The sequence below is a fragment of the Cryobacterium sp. PH29-G1 genome (assembly GCF_030063365.1).
Lineage (GTDB): Bacteria > Actinomycetota > Actinomycetes > Actinomycetales > Microbacteriaceae > Cryobacterium.
This window is the reverse complement of the sequence record NZ_JASISY010000003.1, coordinates 338,935-359,603: the sequence shown is the minus strand read 5'-3', so window position 1 is coordinate 359,603 and position 20,669 is coordinate 338,935. Positions and strand designations below refer to the sequence as shown.

Below are 20,669 nucleotides of genomic sequence, written 5' to 3'. Positions count from 1 at the left end.
CAGCCGTGACTTGTCCATGGCGAAATGGTACTGGGAACACTCCCCCGGCAGAAAGCCTCTGACGGAGTCGGTGAGGATTCGCACCTGACGCATGCAGTCCGGCGCCAACTGCCGGGTCATGGGTTACAGAAACGCCCCCGGCTGGGAGAGAGAATCAGCAGCCGAGAGCGTTGGTCTGTGAGGCGCGGGCCCGGTTAGGAGTTCGCCTGGTCGTCGGTCCGTGAGGCGCTCGTGGCTTTTTTCTTCGCCGCGGGTGCCGTCGAGTCGGCGGCGTGTGGGCCGGTGCTCTCGGTGCTCTGCTCTTCTCGCTCGTAGGCGCGAAGGTCGGCAATGCGTTGGTCCGCGTATTGCCGTTCGCGTATGACCGCGGCCAGGGCATTGTCGCGTTCGATGGTCAGCACGGCGACCTGCGAGGCCGCAGCCCCGGCACGGTCACGTTCTGCGGACAGTTCCGTGCGGAGAGCGTCGACCTGGTCACGCCCGGACTGCACCTGGGCCTCTGCCCGCTCGGCGCGTTCTGCGGCGGCGGCAGCCGTCGCCACGGCCGTCGTCGCCCGGCTCTCCGCCGTGGCCGCGGTAGCGGTCATGGTGACAAGCCGCGCAGCGGTGGCAGCGTGGTCGCGCTGCGCCTCGGCCAGGCTCCCCCGCACCGTGGTGAGTTCTGTTTCAAGGCCCGCCACCGTGGTGCGGTTGCTCTCGCGGTCCGCTGCCGCAGCAGCAACCGCGTCGGCGAGTTCTTCGACGAGTTGCACGCGCGCCGCCTCGGTGGCCGCCGCGCTCGCGTGCGCTTCGGCCAGCGTGCGCTCGAGGAGTTCACTGCCCGCAATCGCTTCAGCGGTGAGGGCATCAGCGTCCGTGCGTTCGGCTTCCGCACGACGCCCAGCCTGCTCGGCCCGGGTGGCGCGGGCTGTGGCCGATGCGACCGCTTCGGCCGCGTCGCTGGCCACGGACTCGGCTTGTGCCTCGGCGGCGTCGAGGTCCCCCACCGTGCCGAGCTCCTCGACGAGGACGCGCAGCTGTCCTTCGAGGTGTTCGATCATCCCGGACACCTGCGACCGGATCTCGCTCGCGCGCTGCCGAGCAGAGTCCACGGGCCGGCCGTCGACCTTGGACGGCGCCGTGACAGTGCCGCGCTGCGCCTGGCGGGCACGCCACGCAGCGGCCCGGTTGTGGGCGGGGTCGTCGCAGTACTCGGGCGGCCGGCCCGAGCCGGACTCCCCGGCCGCCGCCGGGCGGTCGCAGCCGGGGAAACGGCACGTGCTGAGAATGCTCATCTCGGTGTCAGTAATCCGCGGAATCTGCTCATCCTGATGTCACTAATCTGCTCATGTCGATGTCAGTAGGCTGCGCGCTCGTCCCAGTAGGATCGTTGATCACCGTGGTGATCTGGTGGTCGGCAGAAGGAGTCGATGATGGGCGGACAGGACTCGGGGGCGCGGGATCGGTTTCCGCGTGAGGCGGCGGTGCGGCGGTGCGGCGGCTGATGGTCTTGGATGGTGAAGGTCGGCTGACGACGGAGAACGTGCTGCTGGCGGCGGAGGTGCTGGCCGTGTCGCAGCGGACCGTGTGGCGGTGGATCGAGCGGGCCCGAAGCAGCGATGACCTCAACCAGGCGACACGCGACCATTTCATGGTCACGGATCTGCTGCGTGAACGGCTCGCGTTCTGGCGTGGCAACATCTGCGCTGTGCACCGCGAGCTCGTTGAGGTGGCCACGAGCGCGGGGACTGTGGCGGTGAGCCGGCAGACCCTGCAGCGGGCCGTGGAACGGGACATCCTGCGGGGAGATAGGGCGGGCTTGCGCCACGGTGAACGTGCCCGGCGTGCGCATGACGTATTCCTGCAACGTCCGCGAATGCACCGCAATGAGACGTGGGAGTCCGATCATGTTGAGGCTCCCGTTGAGGTCGACGTCGAGGGCCGGCTGGTCAAACCATGGGTGACATGGTTCGTCGACGTTGGCACGAACGCGGTGTGCGGCACGGCAATCACACCGGGGGCGCCGTCCAGGGAGAGTATCTTGGCGGCGTTGCGTGCAGCGATCACCCTCGAGGTGCCGTACGGGCCGCCAGGTGGGCTACCCGAAAGAGTACGGGTAGACCGGGGGAAGGATTTCCTCTCCGACACTGTACGCAGCGTCCTGGCAGGTTTCGCCGTGAGGGTCGTGCCTCTGCCTGCGTATACACCGCACTTGAAAGGCACGGTGGAGACGGTGAATGGGGCGTCCGTGCAGATGTTTTTTGCGGGCCTGCCCCGCTATACCGGCGCACAGAAGTTAGCCAATGGCAGATCGATCGATCCGGATGCGCCGGCGTTGACATTCGAGGCGTTCGTCGCCGAGTTGCTGGGCTGGGTGCGGTGGTGGAACACCGAGCACCAGATGCCTGTTCTGGAAGGCATGACACCGCTGCAGGCGTGGCTGGATGACCCAACTCCGCTGAACACGGTGCCTGCCGGCGACCTGCGGCTGCTCACCCTGGAGGACGATGGGCGCACCCGAAAGATCACCACGAAGGGTGTCTCGTGGCGGGCGCGCCAGTACGTCGCCGCGTGGATGACCGGGCAGGTCAGCCGCCAGGTGCGGCTGCGACATATGCCCCACCACGAGCACGAGGTCGAGGTGTTCGACGCCAGCACCGGGGAGCACCTGGGTGCCGCGACGCTCGCTGATATGGCCAGCAGTGAGCAGATTGGTGAGCTGCGCCGCTCCCGCGAGGCTCGCCGCCGGCAATTGCAGGCAGACCTGCGCGCGGCGGAGAAAGCCCGCCGGATTCGGTATGCCGCGGCGACCACCGCGGCGCCCCCGCAACCGATCAGCGCAGTCACCGTCGCGCAGGCGACGGCCGAGCTGTCGGACGCCGATGATCAGCAGCTGCAGGCTGCAGCCCGGCCCCTGTTGGTGCCGTTACGTCCGCCAGCGCCGGGCTGGGTCTTGCCCCGTTCCCCGCGCGAGAAGACCACCCGTGCCTTGGGTGAAGACATCGGCGGGGGCCAAGGCCGGTGAGTGCGTCGGCGGACATCGACGAGCGAGACGATCACTATCTCGGCTTGGCAGGGGCGAATGTGGTGGCGACCGAGGCCCTGCTGATGCTGCAGGACAACCTGGTCGACGTCATGGCAGCCAAAGCGATGATGTGTGTGCACGGTGACGCCGGGTTGGGGAAGACGCTGTCGGTCAACACGTCACTGCGGGCACTGGCGCCAGCCGACGTGTGCCGGGTGCAGTTCCGGGCTCGGCCCACCCCACGCGACATCCGCCACGTCCTGTTCGAGGCCCTCGGGGTCAGCGGAACCCCACCATCACGCCCGATCGAGTTCGATGCCCTCCTCAAAGACGTCTTGTCTGAACGGTTCCGCGTGTTGGTGTGCGATGAAGCTCAGTGGCTCTCACGGGAGTGCTTTGAGCTGTGGCGGCACCTGTGGGACGACCGGCGCACCGACATCGCGATCGTCTTTGTCGGTGGCGGCGACTGCTACCAGGTGTTGCGCCGAGAACCGATGCTCTCCAGCCGCGTCTACGTCTGGCAGGAGTTTCGGCGCCTGACCCGCGAGCAGGTCTTGGCCGTGATCCCGGCCTACCACCGGGTCTGGGCCGACGCCGACCCGGAGGACATCGTCTACACCGACGTCCACGCCGGACACGGCAACTTCCGGGCCTGGTCGAAGATCACCGCCCACCTGGTGACCGCGCTGGACCGCCTCGAACGTGAGCGTCCCGACCGGGAGGTCCTGCAATGGGTCTTCAGCCGACTGGGCGGCAGTGGTGGGTGAGCGTGCCACCCGCCCGGATGCACCGGCGCCGGTTCGGGTCCTGATGGACCCCACGGACGACGTCCGCGTGACGGTGAGCCTGCTGGAGCACCACGACCCGGCCCGCGGACGGGTCGTGGTGCATCCCACGCCCGCAACCTCGAGCCCCACGGCGTTCGTTTACGACGTGCTGGTCGCCCTGGCCCGGCCGGTGACCCGGCTTCAGGCTGAACATCTGACCGGGGAAGTACGCCCCTGGCAAGCCGTGGCCGCATGGATGGTCACCGATCAGGTCACCGACCTGATCGTGCTTCGCGCCGATCGACTCTCGGACGGCACCTGGAATCACCTGGTCGGGCTGTGCCAACACACCGGTACCCGCCTGATGTTGGTCTGCCACACCCGGCAGGTCCCGAAATCCCTAGGTGCCGTCCTGACCGGAATTGAGCACCACGTGCTCACAGACTTGGCACAGGCCCTCGCCCCGCACGAGCCAGCCCACCCACCCCTGATCAGATCGGAACCGCAGTCTGACCGCCCAGACACCGACCACCTGCCGGACCTACCCGCGGCCGGCGTTGCGCACTTCCGTGCCGAGGCGTACCGGCGGCTCGACGCTGCGGACTTCGCACGGGTCGATGCCGCCTACCAGCACGGGCACCAGACAGCCTGCGACTGGTTAAGCCGCCCCGCACCCGCGGAGACTTGGACTGGCACGGAGCACGTGCAGCTGTTCCTCACCGGGCTGGTGAATGACAGCCCTACCCGCGCTCACACACTGGCCCGGCTACGCGGTGCCCAGGCCGGGTTCTGGGAACACGGGCTACTGCTGGGCATTCCCCCAGCTCGCGACCTCATGGACGTCCTGAGCGGGCCGGGACTGAATACTGTGCCGTTCAGCCAAGACATCCTGCAACGGATCCGTACGGGCGTGGCCCACCCCATGGTCGCCGCAGGCATGGCCACCGCACTATTCACCGGCATATCGCCGCAGGTGATGAGCTACGCAACACTGGCCCACCAGCGCCCAGACCTCGCTGCTCTACGACTGGCATGGCGGCCCCAGATCACCAAAAAGGCGCCAAACCTGATCACCCAGACGGCGCCGACCGTTTCGACCTGGGCTGTCTTCCACGTGCCGGTCGCGGCGCGCCCGTTGCTCCGTGCCGCCGCCGCCTTCGCCATGCAGCAGCACCCCGCCACCGCCCGTCAACGGCTATTCGAACCGCCCGCGGCGACAAACAAACGGATCCAAGCAGCGGCAGACCACTGTCAGATCGCACTGCCTGCTCAACCACCCACGCTCGAGGCCACCTGGCAAATCACAATCACCTGCACCCAGATCGACGCCCCACCCGTTCATACCGCTGCTTCGCTGCCAGCAGGACAACCACCAACATCACAGATCCTCGGCCAACCCAGCCAGCCAGCATCGACCCGCCGCGACCACGCCAAGCCAGCGGCAAACAACCATGCTCACGACCATTGGCACGGGCGACGCCCACTGACCGAAGACACCGCCGCTAGCGTCCTCCACCTGCTCCACGACCACCTGAGCGCCATCCCGCCCTGCGATCGACATAAAAGCCCCACGGGGCGCAGCTGGCTACTCATCCGCCGCCAGCTCGCCTGCTATCCCCGCGACCCAGACGGGAACCTCACCGCCCTGGCACCCCACCCCGATGTCTTATACGCCCTGAGGCTCACCGACCGCCCAGCCCAAAACGTCCCCGAACGGACGCTCGTGAGACATGAAGATCATTAGACCACTCCCGCAGCAGCTCCCATCCTGGCCGCAAGCGCCTACGAGGTCACTGACAGTCAAATGAGCAATTTACTGACATTGAGATGAGCATTCTCAGTGCAGACCACTTCGAAAGATGACAACTCCGATGTCGAGCGTCTATTTCGTAATACGTTATCGTTACGGCCAGGCGCCGTACCTCACACGCCAGGCACGCTGAGATGCCGTTGGGCAGAATGGCCTCACTAGCCCTGAACACGGGCCCGGAACAACTCCCAAAAACGCGGATGCCCCTTCAAACGTGAACGGAAAATGGATTCCGTAGTGGCGAAGGGGTGCATCGCCGCGGGGCATCATCGCGAATAGGTCCGGTATGAGAACGGCAAGGTCACACGGGGGCAGCGTCGGCACCCATTGCGTCCCTGCGCGTGAGCATGACCTCGAAGTTCATCTCGATTCCGCAGGCGGGACAGGCCGGGCCAGGGTGACAACGTCGAAGGGGTTGATTCCGGTGCAGATAAGGCGCTGCCCAGCGACAGCGCGGGACAGAGCCTCCTTGAATTCCCGTCGACTCATCAGTCCCCGCCGTGTAGATCCATGCCGCTCAGTCTGGCCCGACAGCGCAATCTGTGCACGGATCATTTCTGCATACCGCGGTGCAGAAACGCCCTGGCCGGCAAGGAGGACAGTCGGAGGCATTTGATTGCGGGGAGCACGGCGCCGGGTCACACAAATCTACCTGCGTCCGCGACATTACCGCAGTCGTTGGATATTCGGCGACTTCACCAGTTACTTTTTTACGGTCGAAACGCTCGGACCGACGGTGTGTTCGCCAGGCAGCCTTCGAGCATTGCGTCATCTTCACTGCCGCTGCAGCTGCCGCTGCCGCTGCCGCTGCCGAGGATCGGTGGCATGAATCGGGTGAGGGCGGCAAAGGCGCTGGCTTGGTCCGGGTACACGCCGAGCGACACCAGGTGAGTGCTCCCGTTCGAAGTGGTCAGCTCCACGCAGGGATAGTGCTCTTCCGGCGCGATTCCCTCGCGCACAGCGTCTGCGAAGGTGTTGCTGTCGAGTTGTTCTTCGATCGAGACGACCTGGTCGAGGTTGATCCAGACGTCGTCGGCGCCGATGATCGGTCGGGAGCGGTCGTGTCCGTAGGTGGTGACGGCAAGCTTGAGAAAACGCATGAGGGTCCTTTCGCGATGGGTAGGCCTTGACGCTAAGGCGCGGAATTCGACGGCCGCCGCCGATCATGCCGGTCTGTGGATAACGTCGCGCGGTGGGGGTGTGTGAGGGGGAGGTTCCCCCTCACCGGTTGAGACCGCCGTCTGGCGGCGGTCTCAACCGGGTTAGTGACTGCTGTTGTCAAGGGCGGCGAGGGCGATTTCCAGTGCGCGGTCGTAGCTGATTCCTGCGGGTCGGATCGTGCCGGGCACGAATCGCTGGGACTTGGGCAGTCGAAGCGTACCCGTGTAGCCGTCGGGCGCGTCGTGCAGTGGCCCATAGCTGGGGTGCAGGAGCAGCCACTGGCTGAACGGCTGGTCGGCGTCGTGGAGGACGGCGGCACGAAACTTCGCCGTGGGGTTCAGGCACCGGGCCCAGAAGCGGTCGGCTTGTCCTCGAGCCGTGAGACGTTCACCTGCCGGGCGGGGCATCACCCCGTGGGGTGGCATCCGCTTCGTGGTCGCGGCGTGCGCGTGGGGGCGGAGCTGGGAATCGTTGCGAGCGGGAAAGTCATTTAGGGCTGCTTGGGCGTCGCGTTCAGCTCGTCGTGCGGCGCGGTGCGCGGCGCTATCGTCTGCGTGAACTCGGGCCCACTCGGTTGCTTCGATGACGCAGCAAATGAGATTCCAGTCGTAGCCGTAGAACCGGAGGAGGGCGTCACGGTCGCGCTGTCTGTAAGTGCCGGTGGTCATGTATCGGGCGAAGAATGCGTTGGCTGCTTTGCGGTTGGCTGCTATGTCGTCGCTGGTGCGTTCGGGACGGGTGGCGATGGGGAACTGGGGCATGATTCTCTCCGCTCAACTGATTTTTTTGCCTGGCTGGCAAGAGAATCGATAGAGAGCGGGAGTGCCGCAGTGCACGGCTGGTCGGGGGAAATAAGGGAGCTTGCGACCGCGCCCGAGCAGGTGGGCACGCAGGCACGGGAGCGAACTACGATGACCGGCCAGACAGACAAAAAAAGAAATAGACGTCCGCGCAGCGGTCCAAGGACCCGCAGGGTCTCCCCCAGCTACCCCGGGGGTTGCGTCTGGTCCTAGGCGGTGTCTCCGAAGTGCGGCCACCGCTTCGTGGGGTTGAGCACGCCGAAGGTGACGAGCTCCCGCCCCGTGCGGTGATCGTCGCGCTGGTCACTCCCCGCCGCGCGCTCTTGGTCGCTTCCCTGCCAGACGCGTGGCCCTGCTACCGCGGGCCTCGTCGATCGGACCGCGGGTTAGTGGCCGATTTTAACGATGAGGTCGGGGCGGAAGCCGGCCCAGTGGTTGTGGTCGTCGATGACGACGATGGGAGCGCTGCTGTAGCCGAGTTCGTCTTGCACGTAGGTGAGGGCTGCGGGTGTTTCGGTGAGGTCGACGACGGTGTAGGTGATGCCCTGCTTGTTGAGGGCGAGTTTGGTCATTCGGCAGGGCTGGCAGTTCGGTTTCGTGTAGACGATGACGCCGACTGTTTCGTTCATTGCGGGGCTCCTTTCACTCACGCTGTCGGGGTGGTGCTGTTCGGTAGCGGAGGTTCGCTGTGCCCGGGAGGGAGCGACCATGAGTGCGGGACCGAGTGGTGGGGCCAGTGGGTGAGGAAATAAGTGACCGGAGGGAACGCCGAGCCCAGTTGTCCCAGCGGTCGGCACACCGTGCGCACGTTGGTCAGCGCCCGTCCGGGCCAGCAGGCTCCTCGAACGAACAGATACCTCCCCTGACGTGAGTGGGGCTGCGCGGTTAGCCAACGGTCATCGGATCAGCGGTGAACGCGACGTCGAGGTGCAGGTGGTTGCAGGTGTCGTCGAACTGGGTGAAGTGCACCAGCGCCAAGCTGATGCCGGCCTCCCGGCGGCAGTCTGCCTGCCCGATCCGCGCCCCGGTGGGAATGACCGGGTCGAGGAGTCCGATCAGGCGCAGGGATTGGCCGTCGGCGCCGGTGAGGCTGCGTCCGCCGAGGGAGTAGAAGTCGACGGCTCCGCCGCCGCCGTTGATCCAGTGCGAGGACGCGGTGCCGGCGCCGAGGAGTTGCCCGGTGCATTTGCGGTTGATGTCGCTGACACCGACCTGGTGAAACTGGTTGACGGCCAGGACCATCACCTGCAGGATGCGGGTGTCGATTCCGCAGTCCGGGACGGTCTGCCCGCTGGCGATCCACCGGATCTCCTTCAGATGGTCCGGGACCAGGCCGCGCAGCTGCCCGTTGTCGGCAGCGGTGACGAGCTGCTGGGCCAGAGCGACCGCGTCCCCGCCGTCCCCGCACGTACCGCCGGCACCGGGGGTGAGCGCGGTGACGACCTCGGTCGCCGGTACGAAGAACGGTGCGTAGTGTTCCGGGTCGGCGTTGATCTGCACAGCGGATGCCGCCGCCGACGGCGTCATCGTCTCCCACCCCGGCAGCGCGATGAGGCGTTGGAAGAACAGCCCTGCCGCGGTGGCGGGGTCCATACGCTCAGCGAGGGATCCCCAGGTGGCGCGTTGTTGGAACACGCCGCGGCTGTCGGGGCCGATGCTGTCGCCGTGATCGAGGTTGATCAGGCTGGACTCCCCCATCGCCGTCATCACGCCGAGTGTTTGGGCCTGGGTGGTGAGGCCGAGCTGGGCGCCGGCGTTGATGATGTCGGCGGCGTTGGCGAGCTGGTCGCCGCTATACCCGGCCACCGTGTCGTGCGCGGCGGCATCCGCTCGGCTGACCGCGGTCAGGCCGCAGGTGGTGCCGGTGCCGGAGGAGAGGGCGACGGTGCCGCCGACGGTCAGGAGCAGGCCGGTGAGGCTGGCGGCGAGCAGTTTGACCAGGCCCATGATGTTAGAAGATGGTGCCGACGGATAGGCCCTCGTCGGTGTTGGTCAGCTGACGTTCCCACTCGGAGCGGATGTGCTCCACGTGCGCTTCCGGGTGCGACCCGAACTTGAAGATGTAATGCCCATCGGCCAGCGTCTCGATGGTGCGCGCCGTCTCGGGCGCGAACCCGAAGGTTTGCTGGCACCAGAGGGCGTCTTCGGGGCGGGACTGCCGGTAAACGATGACGGTCTGGGCTTCCTGGATGATGGCCATGCCGGGTGAGTCCTTGGGAATGTCGGTGCCTTTGTGCATCACGAACACGTTCGAGATACCCAGGCCACGGGAGAGTTTTTGGTTGGCTTTGATCAGCTGCGCCGACGGCCCACCGATCATGTGCCAGCCCTCCTCATAGACGACCGTCGTCGCGGAGGTGCGTTCGCTGCGGAGCCGGCCCAGCATCCACATGTTCCCGATCGCCATCACCACCGGCACCGCCGGACCATCGTCGGGCAGCTGCGAGATATCAAACGATGTCAGCTTGCCACTGAGGTCCACCGCTGCTGAGGTTTCGCCGTCGAGGAGCCCGGCGTATTCGTCGAGCAGCCCGTTCAACGTCCACTTCACGGACAGGCCAGCCTTGTGCAGGTCGTCGCGGGCGGCGGCGGAGAGGGTGCGGTACTCGTCGTGATCGATCTGGCCCAGGTTCGGCAGCACATCCGCCAGTACGGGCGCTCGATGATCAACCCGGTTGACGGTGCGGCGCAGTGCCTCACGGAGGGCTTCTTCTTCCCACTCGTTGAGGGGCTGATCGCCGCGGGCGATGCGGGTGACGATGTTCAGCAGCCGCGTCTGCCCTTTAACGCCGGTGCCGCGGGCGATCATCGGGTCGAGCAGGTTTAGGGTGGTGCCGGTGCCGTCGGTGGTGAACCGGATCGGTTCAAACCCGTAGTGCCGCACCACGTTGGAGTATTCTCCCTCCCCGCCCTGATCCTTCTTGTCAAAGACCACCCCGCGCCGGCCCTGCAGGAGCAGGGGCCGGACGACGTAGTTGCATTTGGTGTGGGAGCTTTTGCCGGCGCCGACGTCGCCCATCACGATCACGTTCGGACTGGATACCTCCCGCGGCTCCGAGTTATACGCGGTGACGGGGTCATGGGAGATCGTCGTACGGGAGAGCACGTCCCGCCCGTTGACGACGCCGCGGGTGCCGGTCGGCGGGCCGATCAGCGCGGTGTTGAGGATCTCGGCCTGCCGCGTTGTCGTGGGCGCGCCGGCCAGTGCCGGAGCGTAGAAGCCGCGACGAGCCGCTGCAGCTTGCGTGCGTAGCGGTGTGCCCGGCAGCGCCCACGGCACAATCTCCACCGCACCACGGCTACCGGCCGCGTCGGTCCCGCCAGCCTTGTCGCCGGGGATTTCGAGGGGCGGTGCGAAGCGGCGCAGCACGGGCAGTGCCCACAGCTTCGAGCGGGAGGAATTGGTGTCGTTGGGTGTGGTCATGTGAGGGCCTCCTTGTCGGATTTGCCGGCCAGGCGGCTGTAGACGCGAGCGGAGAATGACGGCGCGGATGCGGCCAGGCCGCGGCCGATAGGCCACGTCGTGCCCGACGCGGCCGCCTGATAGGAATCGAGCCAGTCCAAGCTCTCAATACCCAGGCCGGTCGAGCAGGTTTCCTCAAGCTGCCGCGATGCCCGCGCCAGCTCTTCCCTGGAGCGGACGGAGATCGTCACGAACCCGATCCACACAGCGCCGTGGTGCTGCGACCCGGACACGAGGTCTTGCCGGCGGCGTCGGGCGGCCGTCATGTGCACGTCGGTGTCGTCCGTGTCGAGCTGCCCGGCCTCCCTCCGGGAGAGGGCTTCGGCGGTGTCACGGACCAGGTCTTGCCGGGCGGCGACTTTCGCCTCCGACGCCGGCACCAGGTGCAGGTGAAAGCTGACCGAGCGGATGAACTGGATGTCCTTCCCAATCAGCAGATCCAACACCCACAGTTGCGTGCGCGCCGCCGTCGCGAGGGCTTCGGCGCGGATCGCGGCGGTGCGATGCCACCACCGCACCGGCAGCCCGGTGAGCGGGTCGGTGCTGCCGACGATGTGCGCGGAGAACTCTTCCTCGGCGGGTTCGCCGACCCGGTTCGGGTGCACGTCGGCGACGAAGTCGATCGGCCGCGACGGGTTCTGCTGATGCCGCACCACCGCCGCCACCTGCCGCGCCGTCAGCACCTCCACGCGGCCGATCTTCGACTCCACCAACCCACGCTGAGTCGAGGCGATCTCCTGCCGCATTAGTGCCCGCCATCCGTCGCGCCCGTCACCATATTTGCGAGCGGCGTCGAGGAAGGCCGGAGTGAGTGGCCAGTTGACGGTGACGAAGTGGCGTTGCACCATCGCATCGTTCCCGGTCAGCCGCAGTACTTCTTCGTAGGAGGCGACCGCGTCGACCGGCGCAGCCGGGTCGAGGTTGTTCAGCACCCAGAATTCCTGCAACGCCGTATCTGCCGGCAGCACCCGGGTGGTGATCTGCACGTCCTGCACAAGCACGGAGGGCACGGCACGGGCGGCGAGGAACGCGCCCCAGCCGTGAGCGGCGCGCGCCATGACGCTGGCCGATTCGATCCCGCGCAGCTGCCCGCTGACGGTGAACGTCACCGACAGGTAGCTTTGCTCGCCGACGGGGGCATGCCAGGCAATGCCGGGCTCACCCCGGCCGTATTGCAGCCAGCCGAGCCCGTCCGACCCGTCCGGGTTTGCCCGCATCGCCACCACCGCCCGGCCCGCCTCCGCAGCCGCCTCCCGGCCGGCGGCGCCCGTGGCGGCGCGGGCCTCGGTAAGAGCTTGCTGGAGCTGGTCCCACGCCCCGACCTCGTAGGGCACGAACCGGGTCGTGCCATCGTGGCTGCGCTTCTTCCACCGGGCGCGCTTGCGGCGGCGGTCGACAATGGACCCGCGGTGCGTCTTGGCGGTGACCAGGAACGTCACTCCGCAACTGACCGCTGCCGCAGCGAGGGCGGGCCAGCCAATCAGCGGGGTGAACACCATCCCGAACACGAGCGAGCAGGCCAGGAAGATGATCCTGGCGCGGGAGTGCGTGCCGCCGAAGAAGGAGCGGTGGCCGCTCTCCCCACCCAGATAGCGGATGACCGTCCGGTTACGCAGGTCCGTCATCATGGGCGATCTCCTCCGAGAGTCGGGGTGTCATCCATCGACTCCGTTACCTGCTCCCCCGCTGTCTGCGCCATGTCCACGCCCTTCCCGACGACCTCGACACCCTTGTGCGCGGCGGCGATCCCCGCCGCCGCGATCAGCGTCGGGACGCCGACAACGGCGCCCGCGCCGGTCGCCGACTCCGCTGTCCCAGCGGCGGCAAGCCCGGTCTCAGCCGCGGCCGCGCCTCCGCCAGCGGCCGCACCTGCTCCGGCAGCTCCCGCCGTCGCGGTCGCCGTGCGACCGGCGCCGATCGTCGCCCCTTCACCGGCCGCGCCCGTCCCGGCTGCGGCAGCAGCGGCGCGGTTACCGATGACCTCCGACAGGCTCCCCGGAGCTGTCGAGGACTCCGAAACGCGCTCGGTCGTCGAGTCCGTGGATTCTCTGGTGGTTGTTGAACTGGACCGATCCTGGTTGGAGGGTTGACCGTAGCGTTCGCTGGCTTCGGTCATGTTCTGCGCCCCGATGTGCTTCCCAACGTCCACGGACGGACCGGTCGTGCCACCGAAGGCCATCGGAATAATCGGCGCGAACTTCATCAGCAGAAGCGGCGAGAGCGCGGCCATCAGCAGACCGATGATGGCCACCAGGAGCGACACCATCGATTGCAGACCGAAGTTGTTGCCGAACGCGCTGAGCTGGTTCGCCGTCATGGAAAAGGCCAGACCCAGCAGCAGGAACAGCAGCGGGTGAGCGGCGAGAATCCCAATCCACAGAGCGGCGATCTTCAAGCCGAAGGAGCGCTTGTTCTTGTCGATGATCCACACCAACCCGAGAGGCAGAAGCACCCCGGTGAAGTACAGCGTCACCAGCTGCACCAACAACATCAGCAGCACCAAGAAAAGGGCGAAGATCATGCAAATCATCAAGATGACGCCCATGACAATCCCGCCGGTAATACCGACCGGGTCAGCCTGCTCAATCATGGAGCTGAACTGCCCAGTGACGGTCGTCGCCGTGCCAGTCAGGCCGGCTGCGACGAAAACGTCCGTCAGGGAGTGGAAGAAATTGATCAGCATGATCCCGAACATCGGCCCAAACATGGCCCCAATCAGAAACGTCCCAAAGTACAGTCCCACGGACTCGACCAAGTCGCGGCCCGCCTGGGCCCCGCGCGCGGTGCGGACGGCCTGCGGGATCAACAGCAACACGGCGACGAAGATTGCCGTGGCGAAGCTGATCTTGTAGGCGTTAATGAACCAGTCCGTCGTTAGGTCCGGCAGCGTCGCACTGGTCAACGCCGGCATGATGTCCCGACTCATGCCCGTCGCCGTGTCGCGGAGCATCTTGAAGGAGTTGCCCCACGGGTCCGACCAGTACGACACCACTCCGGCTGCCCCATTGATGGCGTTACCGATGCCGCCCACAAGATCTCCAAAAAATCCTGGGTCGTCACCGGGCGTGGTCGCCATGCCCCTCATCGTCAGCACCCGTTCGTGAAGGGTTCACCGATCGAGAACAAGTCCTCCGTCGTGCGTGTCCCTTCAGACTTCGCAAATTTCCACTCGCCGTTTTCCCAGCGCACGGTCACGGTAATCGATCCTTTCAACGTTGGGCTCATTGCCCCTTGCACGACGAGCCCCGTACCGATCGTGGCGACGACTTCATCGGTCGACGAGGATTCGATGTGCCACACACCAGGAATGGTCGACAGGTAGTATTCCGTCGCGTCCGGCACGAGCCCGCCTGAGACGTTCGGATTATTTGCGAAGAACTCTCGCAAATCTTTCGTAGGAACATCAGCGGCGAGACCACTTGTCGCGACGGAGTCTGCATCGTTCGACGGCGGGTAAGGGTACTGGTGTAGCCACCGCACGAAGGCCGCGGCGTACTCGACTGCCCCTCTGCTCGTGTGCGGTGCGGCTTTCTGGGCGGCAAGGACCATGGCGGCGTCGCGTGCCTCGCCGCCGAGGCATCCGGTCGGCTCCGCATCGACCGGTGTCGTACTCGGCGACGGTGTGCTGCTTGCCACCGGGGTTGTCGGTTCGGCCGTGGGTATGGCGGTGTCGGCTTGGCTTGCGAAGTAGACGGCGCCGGCGATGATGAGAGCGCCGATGAGGATGGCGGCGCCGACGATCCAGGGCCAGGTGCGGCGGGTGGGTGGTGCGGTCGCGTGCACGAGTGCTCCTATCCGAAGACGGCGAGGATGGCGCCGACGATCACGGCGAGGGCGGCGAGCACTCCGAGCGAGATCCCGGCCCACATGGCTTGGTTGCGGGCGGTTTTGTATTCGTTCGGGTTGCCGCCGCTGGAGGCGCTGGCCATCTTGATGATGCCGATGATCAGGAACACGATCGCCAGGATGATGCCGATCCCCCATACCCCGGCGAGGAGCTTCTGCCAGAGCAGGGTGAATTCCGTGCCGAAGATGGTGAAGTCCGGCAGGATGCCGTCGAGTGGGTTATCGATTGTGCGCACGATGGTGCCCGCGAGGGTGTGCAGGGATTCTGTGAGCATGGCGTTCGCCTTTCGCGGCTATCGGACGGTGGCTTGCAGGGTACGCACGACGCCCGCCGCCGCGGCGGCGAACGCCCGTCGCGTCGATGGGGCGAGATGCTCGAGGGTGATCTGCCCGCGCTCGGCAATGTGCGGGTCGTAGGGGATCGTGAACACTTGCTCGACGCCGGAGTCGGCAATGATCTGGTCGACACGGTCGACGACCTGCCGGTTCTCCGGCCGCCCATCGGTCAACCGCAGGATCGTCGCGTGGTCGGCCAAGCTTGCGGCCTTTCCGCCCGCCGAACGCAACACGTCCAGCAGCGCGACCGCCTCCAGCACGGCGTCTCCGGCGTTGAACACGGGGATCACCAACGCGTCGGCGGTGTCGACGGCGCCCTGGAACGCGGACGAGGAAGGTTGGTTGCCGCTGTCCATGACGCGGATGCCGTAGTACAGGTCGACGACTGCCGCGACAGCCGTCACGTCGTCGTGGGTGAGGCGCGGCCGGCGACGGACGGTGCCGATCACGGAGGCGAACGAGGTTTGAGGCGCGGTGTAGCCGGCGAGCTGCCCGGCGCTGCTGATCGTGCTCACGTCGCGGACGAGTTCGCCCATGCCACGGGCCGGGTTCCCCTCCGCCCGGAACGACAGCGCACCGGGGTCGTCGGAGACCTCGAGGATGCACACCGATCCGCCGCGGGCGGCGGCGAGGACTCCGCCGGCGATGATCGCCGACGGAGTCTTACCGACGCCGCCCTTCTGGTTGGCAACCAGCACGCTCACTGCGCGGGTCCAGGTTGCCTGCCGGATCGTTTCCTCATCGCGGCGCAGCGCTTCGGCCTGCTCGCGCTCGGCCAGCTCCGCGGGCCCCGGCGTCATCGACAGCCCGAGGCGGGAGAGCACGCCGCGCAGGCCGCGCTGCGCGCCCTGCGCCGGTGGGGCGGTGGAGAGCAGTCCGAGGTTGTGGTCGGCGCCGCACAACAGGTCGGCCAGAGCGGGTTCCGAGGGGCGTCCCGCCGGCTGCTGCGGCGTCGCGGCGGCCGGTGCACCAGTCTCGTCGACGGCCCGGAGCTCTGGGGCCGTGACTGCAGGGCGTTCGTGGGTGGGGGCACCTGCTTCGATGTAGCCCTGGGCTCGTGAAGCGCCGCGAAAGGCGGTGCTCACGGGTGGGTCGGCGTGCTGGTTCGTGGTCTGTGTCGTTGTTGCCTGATTCTGACTGGACACAAGAAAATCTCCCTCTCTAGGACTCAATACGGTGCTGGTCAATCACCACAACAACACAGCGATTGGAGTCGGTCACGGGGTTGGCCGGGTGTCGGCGGATTGTGGTAACAGCCGGGCCTATTGCTGCCAGTCGGGCTGTCGTATCCGTTCGAGCGGACCGGGTGTGCACCGTCACTTTTCCCTTTCTCTGCGGCGTCGTTGCCGTCTACGTCGAGAGTAATGCTCACCTCTGACATTGAAGGCGACACACCGCCAATAAGACACAAAATGCCCTCAAAAAGTCCCGGCGGCAACAACCAGTCCGGGACCTGGGTAAGCCTCAGGCTGAGTTGGCGGGCGGTGGCGGCAGGACGATGCAAGGACCTGAACGGAAGCGGCTGGCGCCGTTGCAACCCCCAAATTTTGAGCCGCATTCGCGGCCTGTTTTCAAGGGCTTGTTTGACCTTTCCGGCCGGTCATCGTAGCTCGCTTCGCGCCTGCGTTCCCAGATTCTCAGACGCGGTCGCAGGCTCCCTTATTTCGCCTGAGATTCTGGGCACTGCAGCTCTCCCACTCGCTATCGATTTCTCTCGCCGGAAGGCAAACAAAATATTCGGTCCAGGAGAGGAATCCACCATCATGACTATCGCTGCGGTTATCGACACCATCAGCACCGACACTGCCTTGAACATCCCCATCAGCCACGACACCATCGCCCGCACCGCCTGGGCCACCATCGCCAACCCGGGCGATCCCCGCGTCGGAGGCGTCATCGCACGATACGGAGCCGAAACAGCCCTGACCGCACTCCTCGACGGCGACGACGATACTGCCGCTGGCAGAGACGGGACTGTCGGGCAGCTGCGCTCCACCATCCTGCCTCGCTACTCGGTCGATCGGGTCGTAGACGCTTTCCGCCGTACCGTCGCCGGTGGGTATGAGCTGCTCACGCCGTCGCACCCGTGGTGGCCGGTTTCGGTGGCCGACCTTGGATCTGCGGCACCGTTTGCACTGTGGATGCGCGGTGACGCTTCGATCCTGACTGTGCCGAGTGTCGCGATGACGGGGACGCGGTTTGCGACGCGGCACGGCCGGCACGTCTGCGTGGATCTCGCCTCCGGGCTGCTCGTGCACGGCTGGGCGATCGCATCGACTGCGGCTCGGGGAATCGACACCGCGGCCCTCATGACGGCCCAAGCATTTACCGGCCGCAACCTGCTCGTCCTGCCTACCGGCCTCGACACTGCTTTCCCCGCTGAGAACGGCGAGCTGGTCGACGCGGCCGCTACGCGGGGTGTCGTCGTGAGCGAGATTCCACCTGGCAGCGAGCCCTCGGCGTGGCGGTTCCAGCGTTCCACCCAACTTCTGGCCGCTCTGGCCAGTAAGACCGTCATTGTCGAGGCAGGGTATGAGTCCGGTGCGCTGAGCACCGCGGCAACCGCGCTCGAGCTCGGGCGTCCCTGCGGCGCCGTGCCCGGGCGCGCCTCCAGCGCAGCCAATGCGGGCTGCGCTCGGCTCATCCGCGACCACGGCGCAAGCCTGATCGCGACCAGCTCCGACATCGTCTATCTCTAAACGCTGGTGGAGCGCCGCCCACCTCGTTCAGGCGGCGCTTCCAGGTTCCTCTGTCTCGACCAGGTCGAGCTGCCGGGCCGCAACATCGCTTGCAGGCTCGACGCCGGCCGATCGCGGCGTGGCGGGCACCGCCGCGGGTGATGCCTGCATTTGTCGGTTCGGGAGGGCTCGAAACGGGGCAATGGCACCGCCCTGCACAATCCAGAACGCCCCATCGGCGGCTTCGCGCACGTCCTGCGGCGGGATGACGTAGGTGTGCTGGGCGCGCGCGCTCCCCAGCTCCTCACCGGTGGCGCGCCCGGCAGATTCCATTCGCATCACCGTCCCGGCATACTTCACCACATCCTCCGGGTCTTTCGACCGGCCAAAGATCAGCGCCGCTCCACTCGTCAGCGCACGACGCCGACGAACCTCATCGTTTGACAAGCCCGCCGGGCTCTGCGTCGCCAAGACCAGTCCGACGCCGGCGCTGCGCGCCGTCTCAAACAAGCTCCCGGCGGTGTCGCCCGGGTCCTGCGACCCAGTCACCAGCTGAGGGAATTCGTCAACGATCACGACGACCGGGGACTTGTCGCGCCGCTCCAACCGGGTGGCGAGGAAGTTTCGCAGGTCCAGCAGGAGCAGATCACCCAGCCGGGCCTGGGCGTCATCGACGGGCGACAGCGGAATGACCGTCACGTCGGCTTTGGGCGCGTTGTAGGACCAGCCATCCTGGCCAATCCACCGTTGCATCGGCCGCAACGCCACCAACAGGCTCTGCAACGCTCGCTCACCAGCCGTGGTGCCATCCCGGTCCACGGCCTTGATCACCAATTCCAGATCGTCCTGATCGCGAACAAACGGGGTGGGGCTGGTCAGCCGTTCACGGAGGTCGGCAATACTGCGGAGCGGCGACAGTTCCTGAACCGTTTGCAGCACCCCGCGAATCTCGTCGAGGTAGTGCTGGTTCGCGCCGTCAGGAACGGGCATGAGCCGCATCAGCTTCGCTGTGACCTGATCCGCGGTGCCGTTGAACAGGTCCCACGTACCACCGGTCGTCGCGGTGCGGCCGTAGGTTTCGGCAACTGCGACGAGGTGCTCGGCGTCGGCCGGGTCGCCCTTAGCGTCGATGACGAACACGGGCCATCCGTATTCCAGCGCGCACAGGACGAGTCCGTTGATCAGGACGGTTTTGCCACTGCCGGACTCGGCGATGATCAGCGCGCGAACGGAGGACGCTGTCGGTGGCAGCACCAGGTATTTGCCGGTCGCGTCGACCCAATCGCGCACCCGGCGCATGTCATAGAACCGGTCAGCGAGCGTCCGCACCGTGACCCGGCTGGTCACCCCGAACGCCTGCCGCTGGTCGCCGACCGGCAACGGGACGGTGACGGCTTGGCGGGTGGTGCCGATGATGCGGCCCGTGTCGGTTTCGAGGCGCACACCAATGCGGCGGGCCACGCTGCTGTCGGCGGCACGCTTCCGGGCCGTCTCAATCTTCTCCTGCCGCACCACGTTCGATACCCGCCGTGACCGCACCTGCTCGGCGATCTTCCGCCGCCGCAACGACCACGCCGTCGGCAAGAGCAGCAGCCCAGCGAAGAAGTTCACGACCGCCCACGGGCCAAACATCGGCCAGAGCTGCTCCCACCACTCCGCTCCGTCAAAGAACACCGTCGCGGCTCCAGAGCGGATCCAGCCCGCCAGCAGAAACGCCTCCCAGGCGATGAGCGCTGTGACCAGGACGATGCCGACGGTGTTCACGATCCACTGCCATCGCCACACCACCCAGAACCGGGTCTTCGTCGCGATCACATCGCCGGCAACCCGACTCACTACGACGGGCACGACCAGGGGCAGCGCCACAAGCACGACAACGACGGCGAAGGCGGCGCCGAGGAGCCGGGCGATCATGTCGCTGGCGGCGTCCGACTCTGTCGGGGCCGTAGTTTCGCTCATGCGCTGACCTGCGACGCGCCCCACCCGCTGGCACCGTCAAGCTCGACCACCCTGTCGGCTCGGCCGTGCGCGGCCGCGTAAGCGCCGGCGTCCAGCTCGGGGCCGGTCCAGTGCCCGCGTGCGTCGAAGGAGTGTTGGGAAACGAGACGGGGTCGTTCGGTGCGGACCAGGTACTTATCGGCACCCCGACTGATGGCCCGATCCGCGTCCGCCGTGCAAAAGTACGCCACCCGATCCACCCCCTCATGCACCAGCCGGTAGGTGTGGTTATGGCAGATCGCCTGATACCGCTGCCACGTCTTCGGCGTCAGCTCCACCTCCACCAGCTCGACCACACCGTCACGCTCGGCCACCCCGTCGGCCTGATGATCACGCCGGCCCACCGGCTTCCGATCCCGCCGCCACGTGAACCCCTGCGCCAGATAGCGCGCCGACACCGTCGCCACCGCGATCTCATGCCGCGTGGTCTGCCGAAACAGGTTCGGCGCTGGCTTCCCAATCGCCTGAAACGTCGCCCACACGACCGACCCGTCCAGGAACGCCGGCCGGTCGCGGCCCACCAGGCCCACCGCTTCCATCCGGGCGGCCCAGTGCTGCGCTTTGCGCAACCCGATCGGCTCGCCCAATCCGAGTTGAGCGCCCAACGCCCACCGCAAGGCATTCATGTCTGCGAGCCGGACGACGTCCAGCCAGTCGATCATCGCTTCGTCGCGACTTGTCACCTGCACCATCATTCAGCCTCCGCACTGACAACGTTCCAAGCTCTACACCCACGATTCTGCACCCCGCCACCGACACCACCGGTAATGCCACACCACACTTTTTCAACTCAATCCGGCTATCCC

At 66.6% G+C, this 20,669-nt stretch carries 17 protein-coding genes; 4 read left to right on the top strand and 13 right to left on the bottom strand.

The features are described from left to right. Nucleotides 1-194 precede the first annotated feature (194 nt). On the bottom strand, nt 195-1,274 hold the full coding sequence (locus QMK22_RS06365; RefSeq protein WP_283496772.1) for a hypothetical protein: 1,080 nt from the start codon (nt 1,272-1,274) through the stop codon (nt 195-197). A 197-nt stretch (nt 1,275-1,471) separates the two neighbouring features. Here QMK22_RS06365 and QMK22_RS06360 point away from each other — a divergent pair, with 197 nt between their 5' ends. Genes QMK22_RS06360 through QMK22_RS06350 form a run of 3 tightly spaced genes read left to right on the top strand, consistent with a single transcriptional unit; the run spans nt 1,472 to nt 5,515 of the window. Then, nucleotides 1,472-3,004: a TnsB C-terminal domain-containing protein gene (locus QMK22_RS06360; protein ID WP_283496771.1), complete on the top strand. Its 1,533-nt coding sequence runs from the start codon at nt 1,472-1,474 to the stop codon at nt 3,002-3,004. Beyond that, nucleotides 3,001-3,771, top strand: coding sequence for an AAA family ATPase (locus QMK22_RS06355; protein WP_283496770.1), 771 nt, complete (start codon nt 3,001-3,003; stop codon nt 3,769-3,771). Before QMK22_RS06360 ends, QMK22_RS06355 begins: the two co-directional genes overlap by 4 nt. Before the next feature lie 43 nt (nt 3,772-3,814). Then, nucleotides 3,815-5,515 (top strand): hypothetical protein, encoded by a 1,701-nt coding sequence (locus QMK22_RS06350; protein ID WP_283496769.1) that lies wholly within the window; start codon nt 3,815-3,817, stop codon nt 5,513-5,515. 776 nt (nt 5,516-6,291) lie between these two features. Here QMK22_RS06350 and QMK22_RS06345 read toward each other — a convergent pair. From QMK22_RS06345 to QMK22_RS06300, 10 genes are all read right to left on the bottom strand, one after another. Then, entirely contained in the window at nt 6,292-6,681 is a 390-nt protein-coding gene (locus QMK22_RS06345; protein ID WP_283496768.1) for a hypothetical protein, read from the bottom strand. A gap of 162 nt (nt 6,682-6,843) precedes the next feature. Further along, nucleotides 6,844-7,503, bottom strand: a complete 660-nt coding sequence (locus QMK22_RS06340; protein WP_283496767.1) for a hypothetical protein — start codon at nt 7,501-7,503, stop codon at nt 6,844-6,846. A gap of 425 nt (nt 7,504-7,928) precedes the next feature. Further along, nucleotides 7,929-8,171, bottom strand: a complete 243-nt coding sequence (locus QMK22_RS06335) for a glutaredoxin family protein (RefSeq protein WP_283496766.1) — start codon at nt 8,169-8,171, stop codon at nt 7,929-7,931. A 256-nt stretch (nt 8,172-8,427) separates the two neighbouring features. Further along, nucleotides 8,428-9,489, bottom strand: coding sequence for a hypothetical protein (locus tag QMK22_RS06330; RefSeq protein WP_283496765.1), 1,062 nt, complete (start codon nt 9,487-9,489; stop codon nt 8,428-8,430). A 4-nt stretch (nt 9,490-9,493) separates the two neighbouring features. Further along, nucleotides 9,494-10,966 (bottom strand): putative type IV secretion/conjugal transfer ATPase, encoded by a 1,473-nt coding sequence (locus QMK22_RS06325; protein WP_283496764.1) that lies wholly within the window; start codon nt 10,964-10,966, stop codon nt 9,494-9,496. Further along, nucleotides 10,963-12,633 carry an SCO6880 family protein gene (locus tag QMK22_RS06320; RefSeq protein WP_283496763.1) on the bottom strand — a complete coding sequence of 557 codons (1,671 nt, stop codon included), beginning with the start codon at nt 12,631-12,633 and terminating at the stop codon, nt 10,963-10,965. The genes QMK22_RS06325 and QMK22_RS06320 overlap by 4 nt, the downstream gene beginning before the upstream one ends. Then, nucleotides 12,630-14,081, bottom strand: coding sequence for a hypothetical protein (locus QMK22_RS06315; protein WP_283496762.1), 1,452 nt, complete (start codon nt 14,079-14,081; stop codon nt 12,630-12,632). The genes QMK22_RS06320 and QMK22_RS06315 overlap by 4 nt, the downstream gene beginning before the upstream one ends. An 11-nt stretch (nt 14,082-14,092) precedes the next feature. Next, the gene (locus tag QMK22_RS06310; RefSeq protein WP_283496761.1) at nt 14,093-14,788 is read right to left on the bottom strand and encodes a lipocalin/fatty acid-binding family protein; all 696 of its coding nucleotides are present in this window, start codon (nt 14,786-14,788) and stop codon (nt 14,093-14,095) included. An 8-nt stretch (nt 14,789-14,796) separates the two neighbouring features. Next, complete coding sequence (locus QMK22_RS06305; protein WP_283496760.1) at nt 14,797-15,126, bottom strand: pilin; 330 nt, start codon at nt 15,124-15,126, stop codon at nt 14,797-14,799. 18 nt (nt 15,127-15,144) lie between these two features. After that, entirely contained in the window at nt 15,145-16,332 is a 1,188-nt protein-coding gene (locus tag QMK22_RS06300) for a hypothetical protein (protein WP_283496759.1), read from the bottom strand. A 618-nt stretch (nt 16,333-16,950) separates the two neighbouring features. Here QMK22_RS06300 and QMK22_RS06295 point away from each other — a divergent pair. Next, nucleotides 16,951-17,886, top strand: a complete 936-nt coding sequence (locus QMK22_RS06295; RefSeq protein ID WP_283496758.1) for a DNA-processing protein DprA — start codon at nt 16,951-16,953, stop codon at nt 17,884-17,886. A gap of 27 nt (nt 17,887-17,913) precedes the next feature. On the opposite strand, the gene QMK22_RS06290 is transcribed toward QMK22_RS06295, so the two are convergent. Both QMK22_RS06290 and QMK22_RS06285 read right to left on the bottom strand, forming a co-directional pair. Beyond that, complete coding sequence (locus QMK22_RS06290) at nt 17,914-19,824, bottom strand: type IV secretory system conjugative DNA transfer family protein (RefSeq protein ID WP_283496757.1); 1,911 nt, start codon at nt 19,822-19,824, stop codon at nt 17,914-17,916. Then, the gene (locus QMK22_RS06285) at nt 19,821-20,558 is read right to left on the bottom strand and encodes a hypothetical protein (RefSeq protein ID WP_283496756.1); all 738 of its coding nucleotides are present in this window, start codon (nt 20,556-20,558) and stop codon (nt 19,821-19,823) included. Before QMK22_RS06285 ends, QMK22_RS06290 begins: the two co-directional genes overlap by 4 nt. Between the last annotated feature and the right edge of the window lie 111 nt (nt 20,559-20,669).